The sequence below is a fragment of the Clostridium sp. AF02-29 genome (genome assembly GCF_934835585.1).
GTDB classification, from domain to species: Bacteria; Bacillota; Clostridia; order Lachnospirales; family Lachnospiraceae; genus Otoolea; species Otoolea fessa.
The window spans coordinates 29398-52421 of record NZ_CAKVZK010000014.1; the positions used below are offsets into that span (position 1 = coordinate 29398).

Below are 23024 nucleotides of genomic sequence, written 5' to 3' on the forward strand. Positions count from 1 at the left end.
TCTGTCCGTCGCGGTTTCCCTGATAGCCGCTTCTCTGTCCATCACGGTTCTCCGCTGGAGCTGCGCTCTTAGCCGGCTCTGCGGTCTGCTCTGCACTTGCTGCTGCCGGACGGCTTGCCGGCGCTCCGGTCTTGGCTGCGTTTCCTGTATTGGCCTTGCCTGCCGGACGGCTTCCTCTCTGTACGCTGTTCTGCGGACGATAAACCGCTGCAATCCGCTTTTTCGGCGGCTCAGTTGTCTTCTCCGCCTCTTTCTTCTCTGCCTCTAACGGCTCTTTCTTTATATCTTCCACTCGATTTGTTTCCGCCTTTCCTGTATCTGTCTTTGACGCTGTCGTCTGTCTCTTTGCTCCTGCAAGGAAGCATCTGACTGCTTCTGCCTGTTCCTCCGTCACCTTGGAAGAATGGCTTTTTACGTCAAAATGATTTTTCTGCAGTATCTCTAAAACTTCTTTATTTGATTTGCCAATCTGTTTTGACAACTCATTAACTCTCATGTTTTGCTACCTCCGTTCCGGCACTGCCTTCCCGTTCTGCATAAGCTCCTAAAAGAGCCCGCCCAGAAAAGCGTTAATTATCTAACTTCTCTCTTAACGCCTTTGCAAAACCGGAATCCAAAACGGCCAGAGACGCTCTCATCTCTTTTCCCATCGCGTGTCCCAGCTCTTCTTTCATGCCGAACTGGTACACGGGAACCTTGTAGTATGCACATGAATTTTCAAACATCTTTTTTGTATTATCCGACGCTTCTTCTGACACGATCACCAGATACGCTTTTCCACTCTTGATCGCTTTCTCGGTCATGAACTCGCCGCTTGCCGTCTTACCGGCGCGCGTCGCCAGTCCCAGAAGATTCAGCACCTTTTTACGATTCTCCAAACTGCTCCATCTCCTTTTCCAGCGCCTCATAGACTTCCTTCGGAATCGCCATCTTGAGCGACCGCTCCAGTCCTTTGCTCTTTACCGCCTTTTTCCAGCAGTCCATCGAAGGACAGAGGTAGGCGCCGCGTCCATTCCTACGGCCCGTCGCGTCAATCTCGATCGTATCGTCGGCTGTCTTTAAAACGCGGATCATTTCTTTTTTGCTCTTCATTTCTCCGCATCCGATGCACTGTCTGAGCGGCACTTTCTTTGCTCCCACTGTCTATCACTTCCATTTCTGTCAAATCCCGGTTCTGCTGCTTTCTTTCTGCCAAATCTGCTCGCTCCGCCCGAAATCAGCATCCCCGCACATTATCTGTCAGGATTATTCCTGCTCCGCTGCCGGCTCTTCTGTGCCCTCAGCTGCCTCATTTTCTGCTGCCTCGGCTGTGTCTTCCTCTGCCACGCTGATCAGCGGGTCATCGGTGTAGCCCTCGAAGCCTTCCTCATAACCGCTCTCAAGCTCATCTAAAAGACCAGACTCTCTTGCCTGTGTCTCGCTCTTGATATCGATCTTGAAGCCGGTCAGGCGGGCTGCCAGACGTGCATTCTGCCCCTCTTTACCGATTGCCAGGGAAAGCTGGTAATCCGGAACGATCACCTGTGCCTCGCGTGCTTCCTCATCTGCTGCAACCAGGATAACCTTTGCCGGGCTTAACGCGTTCTCAATCAGGAATGCAGGGTTGTCATCCCAGTTGATGATATCGATCTTCTCACCGCGCAGCTCATTGACAACCGCGCTGACACGCGCGCCGTTTAAGCCGACACATGCGCCGACCGGATCGACGTTCGGGTCGTTGGAGCTGACTGCCATCTTCGTACGGGAACCTGCCTCACGTGCAATCGCCTTGATCTCTACGGTACCGTCTCGGACCTCGGCAACCTCAGACTCAAAAAGGCGTTTTACCAGATCTGGATGGCTTCTGGATACGGTGATACGCGGGTCGCGCTGTGTCTCTTTTACTTCAATGACATACAGTTTGATACGCTCGGTCGGTTTGAATACCTCGCCCTTTACCTGCTCACTCTCGTTCAAGATCGTGTCGATCTTGCCTAAGTTGATGCTGATGTTGCGTCCTACATAGCGCTGTACGATACCCGTTACGATATCTTTCTCTCTGCAGTGCCACTCCTCATACAGGGCGTTGCGCTCCGCCTCACGAAGCTTCTGTAAGATAACATTCTTCGCGTTCTGAACGGCGATACGTCCAAACTCCTTGGAATTGACAGAGAACTGAACGATGTCGCCCAGCTCATACTTGCTGTTTAAGAGCTTTGCCTCTGCCAGGCTTACCTGGGTCATCGGATCCTCTACGGTCTCCACAACCTCACGCTCTGCCACGATGGAAAAATCTCCTGTTTCACGGTTGATGTTTACCTTGACATTATCTGCCCGGCCATAATTGTTTTTGTATGCTGTCAGCAGAGAATTTTCAATCGCTTCTAAAAGAACATCTTTGCTGATATTGTTTTCTTTTTCCAGCAGATTTATTGCCTCAATCAACTCTTTATTCATTTTATTTTATCTCCTCCTACCGTCTAAAAATCAAAGGCTAAACGAATCAAAGCAATCTCTGATTTTTCAAATGTACGCTCGCTGCCGTCCTCCATCGTGAGTGTCACGGAATCCGCGTCATAGGACGTAAGCGTTCCTGTAAATTCCTTCTGTTTGTCGATCGCTTTATACAGGCGGATCTCCACATCTTTGCCGATGCTTCTTGCAAAATCTTTCTCTTTCTTCAGAGGACGTCCCAGTCCCGGAGAACTTACCTCCAGTATATAGCTGTCCTCGATGAAATCTTCCTTATCCAGCCATTCACCAAGCAGACGGCTGATTACCTCGCAGTCATCAACGGTAATACCGCCCTCTTTGTCAATGTAGCACCGCAGATACCAGACGCCGACCTCGCGGACATACTCCACATCAACCAGCTCAAACTGATGCTGCTCCAGAACCGGCGTGATCCACGCCTCTACCCGTGCTTCGTACTGCTCTCCCTTTGCCACACCCCCACCACCTTTCTATGAAATTAGAAAGAGTGGACTTTTTTGTCCACTCTTTCCAGTCAGTCTATTATGTTATCGTGCCTAGTATAACATGCTTTTTTCGGAAGTTCAAGAGGTATTTCCTATTGTTTCTCTTTATTTACCGAATACAGCCTCATAATCTGCTTTGAATTTCTCGATACCAGCATCAGTCAGCGGGTGTTTTACCATCTGCATCAGAACCTTGAACGGAACAGTTGCGATGTCAGCGCCAGCCTTCGCGCACTCGATGATGTGCATCGGATGTCTGGTGGAAGCACAGATAATCTCGGTGGAAATCTCCGGATAATTGTCAAAGATCTCTACGATATCGTAAATCAGGTCTGTACCGTTGGTGGAGATGTCATCCAGACGGCCTAAGAACGGAGAAACGTATGTAGCGCCTGCTCTTGCAGCCAGAAGTGCCTGGTTGGCAGTAAAGATCAGGGTTACATTGGTCTTGATGCCCTCAGCGGACAGAGCTTTCACAGCCTTTAAGCCCTCGGTAGTCATCGGGATTTTAACGACCATGTTCGGATGAATCTTAGCGATTTCACGACCCTCGGCGATCATATCCTCTGCCTTCACAGTCGTAGCCTTAACCTCACCGGAAATCGGTCCATCTACAATGCTGGTGATCTCTTTGATAACCTCATTAAAATCACGGCCTTCTTTTGCAATCAGAGACGGGTTTGTGGTAACGCCACAGATAATACCCATATCATTCGCTTCACGGATCTCATCAACATTCGCGGTATCAATAAAAAATTTCATTTCTCATATCCTCCTAATTTTTATAAGATAGATAGCCAGTATCTCCTATATCTACTATACATAAGTATACCATACTTGTCCCATCTATTTCCATACTTGAATCTATATTTTACAAATTGTTACTGTTCACGCATACGTGCCCAGTAACGGAATTTGCCGTGGCTTCGCATTTAAATACGGCAAATTCCTGCTGCCACCACGTTTTCTTACGGCACTTTTAGTTTCAAAAGTGCCTACCCGTGAACAGTAACTACAAATTCCCTTGTCCGTAATACGCCCCCGGGCCATGCTTCCGCAGATAATGCTTATCCTGCAGGCACTGCGGCGCTTCCTTCACATCCGGATTGATCATCTCGCAGCGCGCCGCCATCTTGGCAACCTCCTCGAGTACAACCGCGTTATGAACCGCCTCATGCGCATCCTTGCCCCAGGTAAACGGTCCATGGTTCTTGCAAAGCACACATGGCACCGCCATCGGGTCGAGCTTCCTCTCCTCAAACAAATCTGCAATCAGCACGCCTGTGTTCCACTCATAATTCTTTAATTCTTCCTCATTTAAGTTTCTCGCGCATGGAACGGAACCATAAATATAATCTGCATGGGTCGTTCCGTAGCACGGAATGTCGCGTCCCGCCTGCGCCCAGGAAGTCGCCCACGGGCTGTGCGTGTGAACCACGCCGCCGATCTTCGGAAAACGGTTATAAAGAATCAGGTGGGTTTTTGTATCAGAGGACGGATTCAGCGTTCCCTCAACGCGGTTTCCTTCCAGATCCATGACAACCATATCATCTGGCGTCAGTTTGTCATAGTCCACGCCAGACGGTTTGATGACAAACAGCCCCTTCTCGCGGTCAATCCCGGAAACATTGCCCCAGGTAAAGGTAACCAGACCGTATTTCGGAAGCAGCATATTAGCTTCGTATACTTCTTTTTTTAATTCTTCCAGCATCGATTAAAACCTTCCTTCTACGGCGCCTCTCTCGGCAGCCAGACCATTGATATAGCTTGTCATAAACGCATTGAAGCCCTCGACATCCTTTGCATCCGGCTCCATCGTCTCCGCCTTTGCATCTGCAAATACCTGCTCATTTAAGTAATCGGACAAGCTCTGTCCCGGCTTCTTATCCTTACGGTACGCCGCCAGAACCGCGATACCCCAGGCACCGCCCTCACCGGCTGTCTCCATAACGGATACCGGTACGTCAGCCGCTGCCGCCATGATACGCTGTCCAACGCCCTTCGTCTTGAAGAATCCGCCGTGGCCCATCAGTTTATCCAGCGTCACGTGCTCTTCCTTGAACAGAATGTCCAGACCATATTTCAGGGTTGCCAGGGAACTGTATAAGTGGGTACGCATGAAGTTTGCCAGTCCCAGCTTGCTGTCCGGACGGCGCATAAACAGCGGGCGTCCCTCCTCGAAGTCGGTGATCGGCTCGCCGGAGAGGTAGCAGTAGGACATCAGTCCGCCGCAGTCTTCATCGCCCTCAAGCGCCTTGCGGTACAGGGTTCCAAACAGGGTGTTGCGATCTGTTTTCTGACCCATCAGCTCATAGAACTCTTCAAACAGACCTACCCAGGCATTCAGATCGGAGGTACAGTTGTTGCAGTGAACCATGCCGACCAGATGACCGTCCGGCGTAGTTACCATGTCAATCTCCTGGTGAACCGTCTCCAGAGTCTTTTCCAGAACAACCATTGCAAATACGGAAGTTCCGGCAGATACGTTACCGGTGCGGACTGCCACACTATTGGTTGCAGTCATACCGGTTCCTGCATCGCCCTCTGGCGGGCACAGCGGAATGCCAGCTTCCAGATTGCCGCTCTCATCCAGCAGCTTCGCGCCTTCCTCAGTCAGCGTTCCCGCCTCATCGCCAGCGCTCAGGACCTCCGGCAGAAGGTCGCGCAGCTTCCACGGATATCCCTTTGGAACCATCATTTCTTCGAACTTATCCAGCATTTCAGCATCATACTGTCCGGTTGCCGGGTCGATCGGGAACATACCCGAAGCATCGCCGACGCCAAGTACCTGCTTACCGGTCAGTTTCCAATGTACATATCCGGCTAAGGTGGTCAGGAAATGCACGCGGGATACATGCTCCTCGCCGTTGATCACCGCCTGATACAGGTGTGCAATACTCCATCTCTGCGGGATATTGTAGTTAAACAGGTCCGTCAGGCGTCTTGCCGCCTCGGCGGTCATCGTATTTCTCCAGGTACGGAACGGAACGAGCAGTTTTCCGTCCGCATCAAATGCCATATAGCCGTGCATCATGGCGCTGACGCCCATCGCACCAACCTTTTTAAGCGTTAAACCGTATTGTTTCTTCACATCGGCAGCCAGATCCGCGTAGCAGTCCTTTAAGCCTTTCCAGATATCTTCCAGGGAATAGGTCCAGATACCATTTTCCAGACGGTTTTCCCACTCATAGCTCCCCTGCGCGATCGGCGCGGTCGTGCCGTCCGTCAAGACTGCCTTGATTCGGGTCGAACCAAATTCAATTCCGAGCGCTGTATTTCCGCTCTCTATGTCTTTCTTGATCTCTTCCGCACTGCGGCCCATATCCATCCTCCTCATTGTAGCAAAAAGCGCACCGCCGCCGGAATTTTCATCCCCTTGGCTGCGGCACGCCCCGTCATTCATAACTATTCTATTTTCACAGTTGTGGCAAAAACTTATGCAGTTACGTCTTTTTCAAAAATTTTTATCTTTCAAACGCCCTATTATTTCATAAAGAATTTCTGTAAATCAGCCTCTGTCGTATCTTCGCCGATTGTAATTAACTCGGTACCGGTCAGACGCGCGAACATAGCGATGTCATCTCTCGTCAGAGCGGTAGATACAACGGAGTGATGAGCGCCGCCTGCGTAGCACCATGCAGCCGTACCGATCTGGAAGTTCGGTTTATGACGGTACATAATTCTCGCTACCGGAAGTTTTGGCATCGGTTTCGGCTGTTTTACAAGCTCGATATCTGCACAGATGATGCGGAAATGATCGCCCATATCTACCATCGTTACCTGGATACCATCGCCGGTCACGCCGTCGAAAATCAGTCTTGCCGGATCTTCCTTGCCGCCGATCCCCAGCGGAATTACATCGATCTCCGGTTTGGTTGCTGCAAATGCCGGCGGAACCTCCAGCATATGGGAAGCTAACTCTAACTCCTGTCCCGGAGTCAGATCGTAGGTGTAATCCTCGATAAAGCCGGTTGCGCCCTCTTTGCCCTCGGACATCTTCATCAGGACTGCAGACAGAGCGGAAATCTTGTAATCCCCCTCCGGACCAAAGCCGATGCCTTTGCCCATCAGGTTCTGTGCTGCGATACCCGGAAGCTGCTTTAAGCCGTGCAGATCCTGGAAGGTGTCTGCAAATGCACCGATTCCGTTCGTGGAGAGGAATTTCTCCAGGCCCACTTCGTATTTAGCCTGCTCGCGGACAGAATCAATGCGGTCGGTCTTCATTGTATACTTATCGGTATACTCTTTCATCTTCGCATCGATCTCTTCCTCGGTTACCTGGTTGATGATGTCAACCAGATCGCCCAGTGCATAGTAGTTGCACTCCCAGCCGTATTTGATCTGGCTCTCTACGCGGTCGCCGTCGGTAACCGCTACCTCGCGCATATTGTTGCCGAAGGAAGCTACCTTTAAGGACTTAGAGTAGGAGATAGCCTTTGCAACGGATGCAAACTGGCGGATCTTTGCTACCACATCGTCATGTTTGTAATATCCAGCTACAACCTCATGCGGAATACCCATTCTGGCAACGATGAAGCCGTACTCACGGTCGCCATGTGCGGACTGGTTCAGGTTCATGAAATCCATGTCGATCTCATCATACGGAAGTTTCTCATTTGCCTGTGTATGTAAATGAAGCAGCGGTTTTCTTAATTCCTGCAGACCTTTGATCCACATTTTTGCAGGGGAGAAGGTGTGCATCCATGTGATAACGCCGACACAGTCATCATCATTCGAAGCTTTCCGCATATCCTGAATACAGATTTCAGAAGTCTCTACGGTTGGAAGAAGTTCGATCTCTGCCAGATCGCCCACTTTTTCGTTTAAGAATGCAACCATCTGACGGCTGTCTTCTGCAACCTGTTTCAGGCATTCCTCTCCGTATAAGTCCTGGGAACCCACAATAAAGTATAACTTTTTCATTTTAATCTGCCTCCTTGTCATTTTCAATGTATATCCCGAACCGAATTTCCGTTGTTAAACATCACTGGAAACCGGTACGAATACTTCTTTTCCTGCCAGTCCGGATCCTCTATCATCCGCAGAAGATTACGCGCTGTCAGCCGCCCAAGATTGTACTTGGGATGAATCACGGACAGGATCGTGAGATCCCCCTCCTGCGCCGGTCCGGCATCATCAAACGATACCAGGGAAATATCTTCCGGCACACGCAGCCCACGGTCCTTTAAAAAATCCATATAGCTGCCTGCCACCTCGTCGTTGTAGAGGATCATCGCGGTACAGTCCTTCGTCCGGCGGTACATCCGCTGGAGTCCCTTTTTGCTTAATTTCTCTTCCATATCCCGGGTCGAATACCAGCGGATCCAGTCCTCCTGGAAATCGATCCCGAAATCCGACAGGCACTCAATAAAGCCGCGGTAACGCTCGATCCCCTGCCAGTCATCGTATTTGAAAATACCGCCGATCCGGGTATGTCCGTTCTGTATCAGAATCCGCGTCAGCTCATAGCCCGCGCGCGCATCCGACATCTCCACGCTGTCAAACGTCTCATTCTGGTAATGATTGTGAATAAACAGCGTCGGAATATTTCTCCGCCGTATCTCCTTGTAAAGCCGCAGATTCGGATTCGGGAAACTGGAACGCGTCCCCTCGATGATGAGTCCGGACACATTGCGCCCCAGCATCCCCTTGAGATACAGAGCCTCGTCATTTAAGCGGTTGCGCGTGACTGAAACGCTGATCTCATAGCCTTCCTCCCGCAGGACGGACTCGATTCCCTCATACACCTGCGGAAACAGGTAATCTGAAAAATAACTGAGAATCAGTCCGATGCGGGGACGTTCTTCCTTATTCTTCTCCGGCGCGTAGGAAACGTAAGTGCCGCTTCCCTTGACCCGGGCAATCAGCCCGTCCTGCTCCAGGCGGTCGAGCGCGTTGCGGACCGTCTGGCGGGAGTATCCAAATTTATTCTGGAGCATGTGCTCGGACGGAAACTTGTCCATATTCCGGAGCACCCCGCTCATAATCAGCGTCCGACCCCAGTTGTAGAGCTTCTGATATTTAAGTCCATCCTGATTCCGGCTGCTGTTCTCCCTCATACTGTAACCTCCAGATGTCGCTTTCGTCTGTCCTATTTGATAACCTGCAGGGACTGTCGGTCTGCGAATACAGCTACGAATATCAGGAATACAACACCCTGGATGAGCTGCATCATCTGTGTGGTAAAGCCCATCATCGTCAGACCACTGTTCAGGACGATGTACAGAAGAGAACCAACGATGATATTCTCAAAACGTACCTTCGCACCACCGGAAATCGGCATACCGCCCAGTACCAGTGCAATCAGGATCTGGGTCTCAAGCTGGTTACCACCGGAAGAAGTAACCGAACCAACCTTGATAACATTGATAAATGCGGCAAATCCTGTGATCGCACCTGCCAGTGTGTAGATAAGGAACTTCATGCGGTCGGTACGGATGCCGGAGAACATCGCTGCTTTCTCACCTGCTCCGATCGCCTTTAAATAAGTACCAAACTTGGTAAAGCGGAATAAAATAAATCCGATAATCAGGACCGCCAACGTACAAGCCAGCTTTAATTCAGTGCTGTCGAAGTTGATTAACATCGCAGAGCCGGCTACCGGCGCGTTGGTCGTCAGATATTTGATAAATCCACGGAATAAGAACATCGTACAAATCGTAACGATGAAGGATTTAATCTTGCGGTATACATAGAAGTAACCGTTGATGGCGCCGATCGCTGCACCAACCGCGATACCTGCCACAATCGCCAGTGGAATGCTGGTCTTGGAAACCATGCAGACAACAATCGATGCAATACCAAGAATGGAACCCTGGGAGAAATCCAGACCGCCCATCGTCATGATAAAGAATACGCCGGTTGCCGAAATCATGGTGACATACACCTGGGAAAGTACCAGAGGAAGGTTATTCATCATCCGGAAATTCGTCAGGGCATTGAACATAAGAAAGATGATAATCAGTCCCGCAATCGGCAGAAGCGAACGGATCATCGTCATTTTTGATAACTTTTTGAGCTGCTGCTCTTTATTTTCCGTACTTGTCTTAACTTGATTCTCCATTGCATCCTCCTTATACCATCATCGTGATCAGGCTGTTCTCATCCATCGCCTCATCACGTTCCAGCTCACCGCTGATCTTGCCGTCCTTCATGATAATGATGCGGTCGCACATACCAATCAGCTCCATCAGCTCCTCGGAAATCATGATAATCGATTTTCCGTTCTTTCTCATCTGGTTCATTAACTGGTAAATGTCCTGTTTAACCTTGATATCAATACCACGGGTCGGACTGTCGAGAACGACAATATCGGAATCTTTTCCAATCCATCTTGCCAGAACGACCTTCTGCTTATTACCACCAGAAAGCTCCGAAACGAACTGGTTTACGTTTACCATCTTAACGGACATCTGTTTTGCAAACTGGTTGGAAAATTCTCTTAATTTCTTATCGCTCAACAGGTGAAGCTTGTTTGCCAGCGAATCCAGGGACGGCAGGCAGATGTTGTCGCCGATGCTCTGGTTTAAAACGACTGACTCATTATCACGATCCTTCGATGTATACGCGATGCTGTGCTTGATCGCGCCCGGGATATCGTTGATCTGCGTTCCGTCTGCCAGCTGTACCGTACCGGTTCTGTCATAGGAAGCGCCAAAGATTGCTTTGCCGATCTCATGCATACCGGACTCGGACAGACCGCCAAAGCCAAGGATCTCGCCCTTGTGAAGATCAAAGCTGACATCCTCGATGAGTCCCGGAACCGTCACGTTCTTAACAGAAAGAACGACTTCATCTGATACTTTCTCGCCGTAATCCGCACGGTAATAATCACCTGTTACCTCACGGCCTACCATCAGACGTTTCAGATCGTCCTCGGTCACATCCTTGCTCTTGACGGTATCAATGTAAACGCCGTCGCGCAGGATCGTGATGGTATCTGACTTCTCCAGAATCTCCGGAAGGTCATGGGAGATAAAGATAACCGTGTTGCCGCTCTCACGGATGCGGTTCATGTGTTTGTAAAGTTCTTCACGGCCTTCCTGGGAAAGTGCCGTGGTCGTCTCATCGATGACAACAATCTTCGGATTGAAGTAGGTTGCCTTTACGATCTCGACCAGCTTCCGATCCTCGAAATTGTAGTTGTCGATGATGTCTGCCGCCTTGATGCGCTCGAAGCCGTACTGTTTCAGAAGCTCCGTCGCCTTTTTATTCATGGCATTTGTATTTTTAATTCCCATATGTACGAACTGATCTTCGTGTCCCAGGAATATATTTTCCGCTACTGTAAGTCCCGACAGGGTTCCTAACTCCTGTACGATAATAGAAACACCCTCGTTGTTGGCTTCTACCTGATTCTTCGGATGAATCTCTTTCCCATCCAGAATGAAGGTACCGCTTCCGATACTGTAGATGCCGGTCAGCATGTTGGTCAGCGTCGATTTACCGGAACCATTCTCTCCGATCAGCGCGTGAACCTCGCCTTTATTGACATTAAAAGACACATTCTGAACTGCCTTCGTGATACCGAAGGACTTGCAAAGATTTTTTACCTGTAATCTTACCTCGCTCATTGCATTTCCTCCCTCGATTTACTTGACAATCTCGCCTTTTTCTGCTTTTGTGGTCAGCGTGATGATAATTAACAGTGCCAGACCTGTAATAACGTCCTGGATCGCTGTCGGTGCACCCATCGCGATGAAACCAAAGAAAATAATGTTGATAACAAACTCGCCGATGACGATCGCCTGCAGCGGCATGCCATATTTCTTAAACGCCAGACCGAAGAAGCATCCCATCGTCGGAACGAAGTTACGGCTCATCGACGCCATACCGGTTACCGCTACCATGGAGGAACCGTAGCTGATCGTTAAAATCGCCATAACGCCTAAAAATGCGCCGCTTAAGATAAATGCAAGTACTTTGTACTTATTAACATTGATACCCATGTTTTTCGCTACGAACTCGTTGCTGCCGATCGCATATGTATACGTACCAATCTTTGTATAATTTAAGAAAATGTAAGCTGCCACACATGCCAGAAGTGCCAGAATAATGTTCCATGGCATCTGTCCGAATGCACGGAGGTTGGACGGAAGCGTCTGCTCCACGCCGCCTGCGATGTAGTTGGCAACCGACTCATAGATAAGAGCCAGACCCGTCGTTACAATCATGGACGGGATACGGAGTTTTACATAAAAAATACCGTTTAAAAGTCCGACAATGGTACCAGTCAGCACGCTGCCGATGATAAGACCGGCATATCCCATGCCGAAACGAGAGGCAAATACACAGCCTACAATCGCTGAAAGCATGATGTTCGCGCCGATGGAGAAATCGAACATACCCATAACCATAACAAAGTAAAAACCAACAGCGCCAACCGTCGCGATCAGGCTGGCCTGAAAATAACTCAGCATATTGGCCGGAGAACCAAAATTGCCCGGCGTCAGAACTTTAAAAATCGCCCAGGAAAGCACTACCAGGCCTACCAGGATGATATAACCCTTGGCAGTTCCCGAAAGTTTTTTCTTTCCGGTTGTTTCAACAACAGAAGAACCCATATTTTATACCTCATTCATAACTGCTCAGTCTCTTTTTTCTTTTAAAGAAAAGACCGGCATCGCGCCGTGCGATACCGGCCTTTTCTATTACATTCAGCCTCTTAAAATTCTATAATTTGAATCCGTTTCTGAATTAATTAGTTGCCTGCTCTCTGTGCAGCATCCTCAATGGAGATACCAGCTGCAGTTGCTTTCAGGTCATCCAGGCTAAGCTTGGACATAGCTACCAGTTCCTCATCGGTGTATGGAAGCTGATCTACGAAGTACTGCTCATATGCTTTGTAGTCGTCCGGAGAAGATACATACAGATACGGGAACGGAACATCCTCGAAGCTGCCCTCGATACCTGTGTAGTTACCCTTGATTGCGTTGTAAACCATCATGAAAGCGATAAGCGGATCGCAGTAATGTCCGCCAGACTCACCAGCCATGGAACCATTCTCAAGTCTCTCTCCCAGATCCGGAAGGAAGTCTGTGGAAACGATGTCGATATCCTGAGTCTTGCCTGCACGCTCAACTGCTGCGATAGCGCCCTGAAGCGGGTCACCGCCGCCGCCTGCCGGAATCAGTGCATCCAGAGTCGGATCTGCGGACATCAGAGCCTCTGCTGCCTTGGAACCACCCTCAGAAGAAGTACCTGCGTACTGCGGCTCAGAAAGCTTCGCCTGATCATCCGGATGCTCTGCATTCCATTTCTCAACACCAGCTTTGTAGCCTTCCCATCTGCCAAGCCAGGTAGCGTCGCCCTGCTCCCAGCCGATCAGACCGATGTTTCTGTCGCCCTTATCCAGAAGAATCTGAACTAATTTCTCGCCGTTCTCCGGCTCGTTCTCATGAACAGCACCGATGTAGTACGGTGATGCAGTTGCTAAATCATAGATATCCTTGCTGTTCTCCTGGCTGATAACACGGAAGAACTGTGCCAGATATACTTTATTGTCATTACATGTCTTGATAGCGGATGTCATCTCTGTATCAGAAGAGTTGCAGATGATGATACCCTGGCATCCTGCTGCAGCTAACTGCTCTACGGATGCGGTAACCTTCTCCGATACATGACCCTGGTCAACGTACTGAACCTGAACACCCAGAGCCTTTGCTGCCTCATCGATGATCAGCTTACACTGGGAACCAAGTACATCGGTGGAGGACCAGATGGAAACACCGATCTTGATGTCTTTGTTGTCGATCGTCGAAGCTGCTGCCTCGCTTCCTTCTGCAGAAGCATCTGCTGCCTGTGTCGCATTTGCTGCTCCAGAGCCGCCGCATGCGGTCATGCTCACTGCCATCGCTGCTGCGGTCACGGATGCAGCGGCACGTTTGAACATTTTTTTCATTCTAACTACCTCCCATAAACTTTTCTTTGCAGGCGGCACCCCCTGCCGCGCTGCTTTGTTGCTTTTCACAACTTTTTTGTAGTTTTATTATAGCAATCCGGGACAAATTGTGCAAGTGAATACAGGATCATTTTTTCATAAAGTTGTATTTTATTTTGTAGATTGTTATAAATTTCACGCCTCATTTTGACATTCTTTTATCAGAAATACAAATGATGCATAAATTAAAGCGGTTGATTTCGCTCAAAATTTATGCATCATGTATAAGTTTGCTAATTTTCTCTCGAATCATGTCGAACTAAGAAAATACAACTTTATATTGTTTCTGATATGTACTGTACTTTTTTCAGATGTCTCCTCCCTCTTTGCAGGAATATTCCCGTCACTTTGACTGTTCTATCTTGATGCTGTCATACCAGACATCCATGACAGTTTGTTTGTCTCTGGAAGAGGATTTCTACTTTTTCTTCTTTACCATCGCAAGAATCGACTGAAGCACGATAAAGAAGCATAAGAGTGCCGCGATCGTGATACGGGTCCACCAGGAAGAAAGGGTTCCCTGGAAAGTGATAAATGCCTCGATCGTCGCCTTGATGAGGACGCCAAACAAAGTTCCAAATACATTGCCGACACCGCCGGTTAAGAGCGTGCCGCCGATAACAGAGGAAGCGATCGCATCCATCTCGAAGCCCTTTGCCTGCTCAACGAAGCCGCCCAGCGTATTCAGACAGAACAGGATGCTGCCGACACCGCAAAGGAAACCGTCCAGGATATAAGCTTTCAGCTTTACCCGGCGTACATTCAAGCCCATCATCAGCGCTGACTGCTCATTGCCGCCGATCGCGTAGATACTGCGTCCGAATTTCGTATATTTCAGCATAATAAATGCCAGAACCAGAAGCACCAGCGCAATCACAACCGTCGGATAGATATACGGATAAATCATCACGCCTTTTTTGTTGAGATAGCCGCCGAACGGAATGTAAAGTTTCATCTTCGCCCATGCCATGAAAGTTTCATTCGTAATACTGATCATGTCCTTGGAAATGATCGCGGTCATGCCGCGGGCAAAGAACATACCCGCCAGGGTAACAATAAATGGCTGGATATCCATGTAAGCAACCAGGAATCCCTGTACCAGACCAAAGACAATCCCGGTCACCAGCACGATGAGAACCGCCGGAACCGCACCGATACCGCCTTTTTCCATCATCCATGCCAGCATCATACAGCCCATCGCCACGAAGGAACCGACGCTGATATCGATACCGCCGGTGATCATGACGATCGTCATGCCGATACCGATGACAATCAGACCCGCATTGGAAATAAAGAGGTTTAAGAAGTTCTGTGTCTTGGCAAAGCCCTGTGCGTTAAAGAGCACGCAGCCGATCGCGTACATCACGAAGAACAGCAGGATCGTGACAAGAAGCAGGAACGTGTTCTGATTTAATTTCTTCTTTTCTTTCATGATTTATGCCGCCTCCTTTCCTGCCGCGCTCAGTTCTTTTTTCTGTGCCAGGGATTTTCTCCATCTAGCAAATCCCGGAGACTGGAGTGCTACGATGATGACAACCACGATCGCCTTGTAAACCGGAACCTGATCCGAGGATACGTGCATCGCATACAGGGTGGTCGTCAGCGCCTGAATCGTATACGCGCCGATGACAGAACCTGCCAGCGAGAATTTACCGCCGCCGAGGGAGTTTCCGCCGATGGCAACTGCCAGAATCGCATCCAGCTCCATATTAAGACCGATGTTATTCGCATCCGCCGAGTAGATGCGGCTGGAAGCAATCAGACCTGAAAGACCGGAGCAGAGCCCACAGTACGCATAAGTAAGGAAAATAATCATGACCGACTTGATGCCGACGAGCTGGGACGCACGCTTATTGATACCGACCGACTGGATGTACATACCCAGTGCCGTTTTCTTCAAGAGTAATGAAGTCAGCGCCACAACGACGACCGCCACGATAAACGGGGTCGGAACCGGGAATCCCGGAAGGGAAGCGCCCAGGGTACGGTAGCTGTCCACGCGCACGTATGTGATCTGTCCATCCGTGATCAGCTGGGCGATACCGCGCCCGGCGGTAAACATGATAAGAGTCGCTACCATCGGCTGGATGTTTAACTTTGCAACCAGAAAACCGTTGAAGCAGCCAATCGCCGCGCCGACGATGAGCGCCGCCAGGAAGCCGAGAATCAACGGATTGGCATATGCAGTTGCTGCGCGCTCGCCGCCGGTTAAGAGGTTGCAGCAGACTGCCGCACTGACCGCCATGATCGCGCCGACGGAAATATCCGTTCCAGCAGAGGACGATACGACAAGCGTCATGCCGACTGCCAGAATCACCAGCTCTGACGCACGGTTGATGATATCGATTAAGTATCCGTAGAGAACGCCGTTCCGCACCTCGATCGCGAAGAAGTTCGGCGTCGTGACGATATTTACCAGCAATACCAGCGCAAGGCAGAAAATCGGGAGAAACAGCCTCTGCGAGGTAATTTTTTTGAACGTCATATTTTTCATAGCTACTGTCCTCCTGCAATGGTTGACATAATGTTGGACTGGTTCATCTCATCCTCGGAAAGTTCTCCTACCTTTGCACCATCGCGCATAACGACCATGCGGTCGCAGGTACGGAGCATCTCCTCGATCTCGGAAGAAATAAACACGACTGCCATGCCCTGTTCTGCCAGTTTTACGACCAGTTTCTGAATCTCTGTCTTGGTTCCGACGTCGATACCACGGGTCGGCTCGTCCAGAATCAGAAAATCCGGGTTTGTCAGAAGCCAGCGTCCGATGATTACCTTCTGCTGGTTGCCGCCGGAGAGTGATTTGATCGGTGTCTCACGGCTGGCGGTCTTAATCTGCAGCATATCAATATACTTATCGGTAAATTCTTCCTGCTGCTTGCGGCTGAGCAGGTGGAACATACCGCGTTTTGCCTGAAGTGCCATGATCAGGTTCTCACGCACGGACAGATCCGCGATGATACCCTCGTTTTTCCGATCCTCCGGCAGATATGCCATGCCGGCATTCATCGAAGTCAGCGGGTGGCGTGCCGCGATCGGTCTGCCCTTGACGCTCAGCTCGCCCTCATCCGGTTTTTCCGCTCCATAGAGGACACGGACCGTCTCAGAACGTCCTGAACCCAGAAGCCCGGTAAATCCGACGACTTCACCCTTGTGAATCACCAGATCAAACGGCTTTATGTATCCTTTCTTTCCGAGTCCCACCGCCTTGATGACGATGTCCTCTTCGCCGTGTTTCTCCTCACTCTTGGAAGCCTTGATCGCTGCCAGATCATCGAAATCCTTTCCCATCATCTTGGCAACCAGCTGGACTCTCGGAAGCTCCGCCGTCGTAAATTGTCCTACCAGCTGCCCATTCCGAAGAACGGTGATCTTATCGCAGACTGCATACACCTGCTCCAGGAAATGGGTAACGAATATGATGCCGACGCCTTCGGATTTCAGGCGGCGCATCAGATTAAAGAGCTTTTCTACCTCCCCATCATCGAGGGAGGAGGTCGGCTCATCAAGAATCAATACCTTTGCCGACATATCGACTGCACGGGCGATCGCTACCATCTGCTGAATTGCAATCGAATAATTGTCGATCGTCTGTGTTACATCTGCATGTATGTCAAGGTCCTGCAGCAGTTTGCTGGCCTTTTTATTCATTGTTTTCCAGTCAATCAATCCGCCTTTTCGCGGTTCGCGTCCGATAAACAGATTCTCTGCAACCGTCAGATTCGGACAGAGATTGACTTCCTGATACACGGTGCTGATGCCCCGGTTCTGTGCTTCCTGCGGGCTGCGGTTGATGATCGCATGATCGCAGCCGTCTATCATGATTTCCCCTGTTTCAAACTCCTCTACACCCGTCAGGACTTTGATCAGCGTGGATTTTCCTGCGCCATTTTCCCCCATCAGGGCATGAATTTCGCCTTTTTTTAAGGTAAAATCCACATTCTGCAGAGCTTTTACACCCGGGAATGTCTTATAAATATGCCTCATCTCAAGAACGGAATCCTTTTCCATAAAAGCTTTGCCTCCTTATTTTTTGAAAAAGAAAGCGCAGGGACGGAAACCTAAGCCTCCAGCCCCGCGCCTCCTGATTGCCAAGTGCCTGCCGTCCGCCGAAACCTCCGGTCTGACACTCATTTACTTACGGTCAAAAGCGATTGCCTGTCCGATTATTTACATTTAAAAATACCATTCAAAATCGAATTAGTAAGCTCTTGTCTTTAAGATTTCTTCCAGATCCATGCTTGTATCGAAGTATGCTTCGTCTACGTACTGAATCTTCTCAACCTCTTCGCCTTTTTCCAGCTTCTGGATGATTTCAGCTACACGCGGACCATGAAGCGGGTTGCACTCGAAGGTTGCGTTTAAGTCGCCAGCGATCATGGACTCGAAAGCTGCCTTTACAGAGTCAAAACTTACAACGATGATGTCGCCCTCCGGACCACAGGTCTTGCCTGCTGCCTTGATAGCATCGATGGCACCAAATGCCTCGTTATCATTCTCACAGATAACAACGTCGATGTCATCATAGCTCTTTAAGAAGGACTCCATAACTTCCTGTCCTTTTGCCTGTGTGAACTCACCAGACTGTCTGTCAAGCATCTTCCAGTTGGAGTGCTCTGCTAACTTGTTGTCCATACCTTCTGTACGTCCAACCTGTGCGGATGCGCCGATGGTACCCTGAATAGTAACCATGTTGATCTCTTCGTCACCGCGTCCCTGTTTCTCTAAGTAATCAGCCAGCCAGTCACCACAGGTCTCGCCTTCTTTTACGAAGTTTCCGCCTACCCACGCCTCATACAGGCTGTCATCGGAAAGCTGCATCTGACGGTCAGAAAGGATAACCGGGATACCAGCCTCTTTTGCTTCTTCCAGAACGGTCTCCCAGCCAGTCTCAACAACCGGAGCAACTACGATGTAGTCAACACCCTGCTGGATGAAAGAACGGATTGCCTTAATCTGATTTTCCTGTTTCTGCTGTGCATCGTCGAAAATCAGTTTGTAACCATTTTCCTCAGTAAATGTAGATTTGAAAGATTCGGTGTTGGCTGTTCTCCAGTCAGACTCAGCACCAACCTGTGCATAACCTACGGTAATCAGATCGCCGTCTGCTGCCGCTTCTTTCTCTTCGCCCTCTTCTGCTGCCTCTGTATCAGCCGGAGCTGCTGCCTCCGTCTCTTTCTCAGCCGGATTGCTTGTACAAGCGGTCATGGATAACGCCATTGCTGCTGCTAAAGCTGCGGACACTAATCTTTTTCTCATACTGTTTCCTCCTTATAAGACCCAATATATTTGTTTTTGCATATTTATTATAACAAAGCACCCCGCATCATGGATACGGGGCATCTTTGGAAAAAGGTATATTATTTTTTTGCGATGTATGTCGTTTTCTGTGTTTTTCCGGGTATGTCTTTAAAAAATTACAATTTTTTTTGAAAAAGTTATGATTTTTTTTGATTTCCCAAATAAACCTTAAAGCAGGTGCCGATATTCTTTTCAGATTCAACCAGGATCTCAGCCTGATCGCCATAATACATCTGAATCCGCTGTGCCACATTATGTAACCCAAATCCGCCGCTGCCGATCGGGGCAAGTTCCTCTTCCGGCTCCAGTGTCAGCTTGGCGCGCACGGCGGCAAGCTCCGCCTCATCCATGCCAATCCCATCGTCCTCCACCTCAAAGACAAGCCCATTCCGATCCTCATAGCCGCGGAGCACAATGCATCCGCCGCCGCGCTTATTTTTGATGCCGTAGTAGAGGGCATTTTCCACCAGCGGCTGCAGCAGCATTTTCAGCACAATCCGGTGCCGGATGGACGGCTCGATCTCGATCGAATAGTCGAGAATGTCCTCGTACCGGATCTTCTGAATCTTTAAATAGCTCCGGATGTGTGATTCTTCCTCCTCGATCGTGATGAAATCGCGCCCGCCCGATAAAACCGTGCGAAAAAAGTCGCTTAAATCCGTCGTCATCTCCACGACCTGGCGGTTGTTGCCGCCCTCTGCCATCCATACGATCGAATCAAGTGTATTATAGAGGAAATGGGGACTGATCTGCTCCTGGTGGAGACGCAGCTCCAGCTCCCGCAGGTTCTTCTGCTCCTGCCTCGTCTTATCAAGCAGCCGCCGGATGCGGTCGCTCATCTGGTTAAACGCCCGTGCCAGCACGTTGATCTCTTCCAGTCCGCCCGTTCTCGCCCTCGCATTCAGGTTCCCGCGGCCGAGCTGTTCTGCCGTCCTCTGTAACTGCTGCAGCGGTTCCGTGATGGATTTCGTGATCGTGACTGCCAGAAACATACCGATCACCAGCACCACCAGAAGAAGCGCCAGATAGCTCTGCATCTGATCCGCCATCTGCACCTTCAGCTCTTTCTGAAGCTGCTCCATGTTGATCATCTCATAATAGGTATACTGCGTGATGTAATCCTGAATCATCGAGCACAGACCCTGGATGTCATTCTCCCAGATATTGACATTTTCATCGTAATATCCACCGGCGGCGGCATTTTCAATCATTTTATCCACTGCCCGCTCCAGGGAATCCAGACAGGAGAGGATACCTCTTATCTTGATATCACAGTCCGACCCCGGTTCCCGCTCGATCGTCGTTCCGAACGCCTGTCTCGCCGACGCAATCAGGCTGTGGGGATTCTTGACCACCGTCGCATACTTTGTCTCGCCTTCGACAATATCTCCATTTTCGAACTGTTCCGCGTCGATCAGCCCGATCATAACACGGTACATCGAATACTCCATATCCGATTTGAACTTTATGTTGTACTCATTCGCCGTCTTTAGATTCGCCAGAATCGCGTCATAGGAAGCAGAATAGGAGGCGATCATCTTCTGGAACCCGAGCGCCATGCCTGTTAATGGAATGGCAATCACGAAGAGGAGAAGGATCAGACGGGCACGAAGAGAAAGAGGACGATATGGACGGGCAGCGGATAACGAATCAACGCCCGGATCCTGATTTTTATTCAAATCTGCCATCTCTTCTGTTTTTCCAATCTGCCCCTGCTCCACTCCCATATCTTTCCTCCCTTTTTGAACATCTTACTCCTGCCGCGTCTGGCTCGCCTTATACTCTTTCGGCGACTGCCCCATCGCTTTCTTGAACGCCGAGCTGAAATAGTGTGAATCGTTGTATCCCACCTGCTCTCCTATCTCGGAAGTCCGGTAGGAGGTACATTTCAAGAGCTCACATGCCCGTTCCATCCGCACCTGCGTCAGATACTCCACAAAGGACTGTCCCGTCTCCTGCTTGAAAATCGAGCTGAAATAGCTCGGACTGACGCCAATATGCACGGCAATCCGGTTCAGTGACAGGTCGCTCTGGCTGAAATTTGCCCGGATATATTCCTTTGCATCCCGGATCACGCTGCCATAACGGTCGTTCGACGCCCGGTCACGCGCCTGCAGGGCAGCCGTAAACTCCTCGATCAGATAGGCTTTCGTCATCTCCACGCTCTCGATCACCTTCGGAACCCGTTTTATGTCAACCACACTTTCCGGAACCTCCGGCGGCTCCGCTTTCAATTTCTTCAAAAACTCCTGCACACAGTAAAAAATATCCATCGTCATATACTGACGCAGCAAGAGCGATTTGTAATTATGTTCACCGATCGCTGCGAAATACTCCTCGACAAACGGACTGCACTCTTCGACTGAGCCGAGCTTTAAAAAATCGTTGATGAGCTTCCGGTCAACACCGCTGTAATCCGTTTTATCCAGAAATTCCGTATATTTTTCGTAGCTGACAAAATACCGCTCCAGAAGCCTCGATTTTTCCCGTTCTTCCCGGATCTCGTCCGCCGCCTTTTTCAACGCGTCGATGAGTCCCGCCGAGGATACCGGTTTCAGCAGATAATCGCTGATTCCTATCTTGATCGCCTCTTTTGCATATTCAAATTCATTGTAGCCGCTGAGCACGATGATCCGCGTGCGCGGAAGCGCCTTTTTCACCAGACGGCTCAGCTCCAGCCCGTCCATAAACGGCATCTTGATATCCGTTACCAGAATATCCGGCTGTGCCTTCAATATCAGCGGATACGCATACTCGCCGTCGCCCGCCTCCCCCGCAAATTCAAATCCGTGGCTCGCCCAGTCAATATTATCCCGTATACCGTGCCGGATGATCGCCTCATCCTCTACCAGAAACACCTTTACCATGGTTTTCCCCCCTGGACTCCATTTTTCTCTGTCCTTTTTATCCATTTGCCCGAATACACCCGTTTTTCATTTCCGTCCACACGCCATTTTGCCGGCTGAAAATATTCACGCCTTACTTCTTCTCACTCACTTCATACAAATCACTCCGCCGGTTTTCCAGCGACGGAATCTGCTTCCGTATCTTATCCAGATAATCTAAATCAATCTCCGCATAGGTGATCCCCGGTGCATCCTTTGACCGTGCAATCACCGTTCCCCACGGATCTGCCACCAGGCTGTTTCCGTATGCCGCATACGCCGGTTTCTGTCCAATCTGTCCCGGTGCCACGATGTAACAGCCGTTCTCGATCGCCCGCGCCCGCAGAAGAACCTCCCAGTGATCCTTTCCCGTCGGCATCGTAAAGCTCGCTGGAACAAAGATAATCTGCGCCCCACGAAGCGCCATGAGCCGGTAAATCTCCGGAAAACGCACATCATAGCAGATCGACATTCCAAAAACGCCCAGCTCCGTCTCCACCGTCACAATCGAATCGCCCGGTTTGACCCGGTCCGACTCCCGGTACGGCGTGCCGTCCGCCAGCGTGATGTCAAACATATGCAATTTGCTGTATGTCGCCAGAATCTTCCCCTCCGGCGAAATCAGCACACTCGTATTTGCCGATCGTCTTTCCCCCGGAAGTGCCTGCGTGATACTGCCCCCGTGAATATAGACGCCGTGTTCCTTCGCTTTCGCGCAGAGGCGCTCGGTCGTGTACCCCGGAATTTCCTCGCGTCCGCCGCCTTCACCGATATTTTTGCCGATCAGATTCATCACCTCCGGGAAACAGATAAGCTTCGCCCCTTTTGCCGCCGCCTCGTCAATCCAGGCGCATGCCGTCTCCAGATTCTTTCCTTTATCATTCTGTGTATCCATCTGCATCAATGCCACTGTATATCTGCGTATCATAAATACCCCCTGTA

General features: G+C 49.9%; 21 protein-coding genes. All 21 read right to left on the reverse strand.

Translation table 11 applies throughout. The features are described 5' to 3' along the window. Nucleotides 1-496, reverse strand: a 496-nt coding sequence (locus PUQ60_RS05325) for a translation initiation factor IF-2 N-terminal domain-containing protein (protein WP_182457038.1), incomplete at its 3' end; no start/stop codon positions are given. 73 nt (nucleotides 497-569) lie between these two features. Further along, nucleotides 570-878 (reverse strand): ribosomal L7Ae/L30e/S12e/Gadd45 family protein, encoded by a 309-nt coding sequence (locus PUQ60_RS05330; protein WP_022358579.1) that lies wholly within the window; start codon nucleotides 876-878, stop codon nucleotides 570-572. Beyond that, a complete protein-coding gene (locus PUQ60_RS05335; RefSeq protein ID WP_117796229.1) occupies nucleotides 865-1140 on the reverse strand; it encodes a YlxR family protein in 276 nt (91 codons plus the stop codon). Before PUQ60_RS05335 ends, PUQ60_RS05330 begins: the two co-directional genes overlap by 14 nt. Before the next feature lie 105 nt (nucleotides 1141-1245). After that, a complete protein-coding gene (gene nusA, locus PUQ60_RS05340; protein ID WP_273380917.1) occupies nucleotides 1246-2436 on the reverse strand; it encodes a transcription termination factor NusA in 1191 nt (396 codons plus the stop codon). A gap of 23 nt (nucleotides 2437-2459) precedes the next feature. Then, a complete protein-coding gene (gene rimP, locus PUQ60_RS05345; RefSeq protein WP_118524082.1) occupies nucleotides 2460-2927 on the reverse strand; it encodes a ribosome maturation factor RimP in 468 nt (155 codons plus the stop codon). Between the two features lie 135 nt (nucleotides 2928-3062). Then, nucleotides 3063-3719: a fructose-6-phosphate aldolase gene (gene fsa, locus PUQ60_RS05350; protein ID WP_022358583.1), complete on the reverse strand. Its 657-nt coding sequence runs from the start codon at nucleotides 3717-3719 to the stop codon at nucleotides 3063-3065. A 250-nt stretch (nucleotides 3720-3969) separates the two neighbouring features. Further along, nucleotides 3970-4668 (reverse strand): L-ribulose-5-phosphate 4-epimerase, encoded by a 699-nt coding sequence (locus tag PUQ60_RS05355; RefSeq protein WP_107000582.1) that lies wholly within the window; start codon nucleotides 4666-4668, stop codon nucleotides 3970-3972. 3 nt (nucleotides 4669-4671) lie between these two features. After that, nucleotides 4672-6279 (reverse strand): FGGY-family carbohydrate kinase, encoded by a 1608-nt coding sequence (locus tag PUQ60_RS05360; RefSeq protein ID WP_273380244.1) that lies wholly within the window; start codon nucleotides 6277-6279, stop codon nucleotides 4672-4674. Nucleotides 6280-6440: 161 nt separating this feature from the next. Then, the gene (araA, locus tag PUQ60_RS05365; RefSeq protein WP_118468294.1) at nucleotides 6441-7880 is read right to left on the reverse strand and encodes an L-arabinose isomerase; all 1440 of its coding nucleotides are present in this window, start codon (nucleotides 7878-7880) and stop codon (nucleotides 6441-6443) included. A gap of 23 nt (nucleotides 7881-7903) precedes the next feature. Next, complete coding sequence (locus tag PUQ60_RS05370; RefSeq protein WP_022358938.1) at nucleotides 7904-9016, reverse strand: GntR family transcriptional regulator; 1113 nt, start codon at nucleotides 9014-9016, stop codon at nucleotides 7904-7906. 32 nt (nucleotides 9017-9048) lie between these two features. After that, the gene (locus tag PUQ60_RS05375) at nucleotides 9049-10020 is read right to left on the reverse strand and encodes an ABC transporter permease (RefSeq protein ID WP_022358937.1); all 972 of its coding nucleotides are present in this window, start codon (nucleotides 10018-10020) and stop codon (nucleotides 9049-9051) included. Nucleotides 10021-10030: 10 nt separating this feature from the next. Continuing rightward, on the reverse strand, nucleotides 10031-11530 hold the full coding sequence (locus PUQ60_RS05380) for a sugar ABC transporter ATP-binding protein (protein ID WP_022358936.1): 1500 nt from the start codon (nucleotides 11528-11530) through the stop codon (nucleotides 10031-10033). A gap of 18 nt (nucleotides 11531-11548) precedes the next feature. Continuing rightward, nucleotides 11549-12520: an ABC transporter permease gene (locus PUQ60_RS05385; protein ID WP_022358935.1), complete on the reverse strand. Its 972-nt coding sequence runs from the start codon at nucleotides 12518-12520 to the stop codon at nucleotides 11549-11551. A 137-nt stretch (nucleotides 12521-12657) separates the two neighbouring features. Further along, entirely contained in the window at nucleotides 12658-13857 is a 1200-nt protein-coding gene (locus PUQ60_RS05390; protein ID WP_273380236.1) for a sugar ABC transporter substrate-binding protein, read from the reverse strand. Nucleotides 13858-14314: 457 nt separating this feature from the next. After that, nucleotides 14315-15328, reverse strand: a complete 1014-nt coding sequence (locus PUQ60_RS05395) for a sugar ABC transporter permease YjfF (RefSeq protein WP_273380235.1) — start codon at nucleotides 15326-15328, stop codon at nucleotides 14315-14317. 3 nt (nucleotides 15329-15331) lie between these two features. Then, nucleotides 15332-16390: an ABC transporter permease gene (locus PUQ60_RS05400; RefSeq protein WP_117796235.1), complete on the reverse strand. Its 1059-nt coding sequence runs from the start codon at nucleotides 16388-16390 to the stop codon at nucleotides 15332-15334. A 2-nt stretch (nucleotides 16391-16392) separates the two neighbouring features. After that, nucleotides 16393-17907: a sugar ABC transporter ATP-binding protein gene (locus tag PUQ60_RS05405; RefSeq protein WP_273380233.1), complete on the reverse strand. Its 1515-nt coding sequence runs from the start codon at nucleotides 17905-17907 to the stop codon at nucleotides 16393-16395. Between the two features lie 189 nt (nucleotides 17908-18096). Further along, nucleotides 18097-19155, reverse strand: coding sequence for an ABC transporter substrate-binding protein (locus PUQ60_RS05410; protein ID WP_022358930.1), 1059 nt, complete (start codon nucleotides 19153-19155; stop codon nucleotides 18097-18099). Nucleotides 19156-19334: 179 nt separating this feature from the next. Further along, nucleotides 19335-20924 carry a sensor histidine kinase gene (locus PUQ60_RS05415; protein WP_273400996.1) on the reverse strand — a complete coding sequence of 530 codons (1590 nt, stop codon included), beginning with the start codon at nucleotides 20922-20924 and terminating at the stop codon, nucleotides 19335-19337. A gap of 24 nt (nucleotides 20925-20948) precedes the next feature. Then, complete coding sequence (locus PUQ60_RS05420) at nucleotides 20949-22064, reverse strand: response regulator (RefSeq protein WP_273380227.1); 1116 nt, start codon at nucleotides 22062-22064, stop codon at nucleotides 20949-20951. A 112-nt stretch (nucleotides 22065-22176) separates the two neighbouring features. Further along, entirely contained in the window at nucleotides 22177-23010 is an 834-nt protein-coding gene (locus PUQ60_RS05425) for a carbon-nitrogen hydrolase family protein (RefSeq protein WP_273380225.1), read from the reverse strand. Nucleotides 23011-23024: the final 14 nt, after the last annotated feature.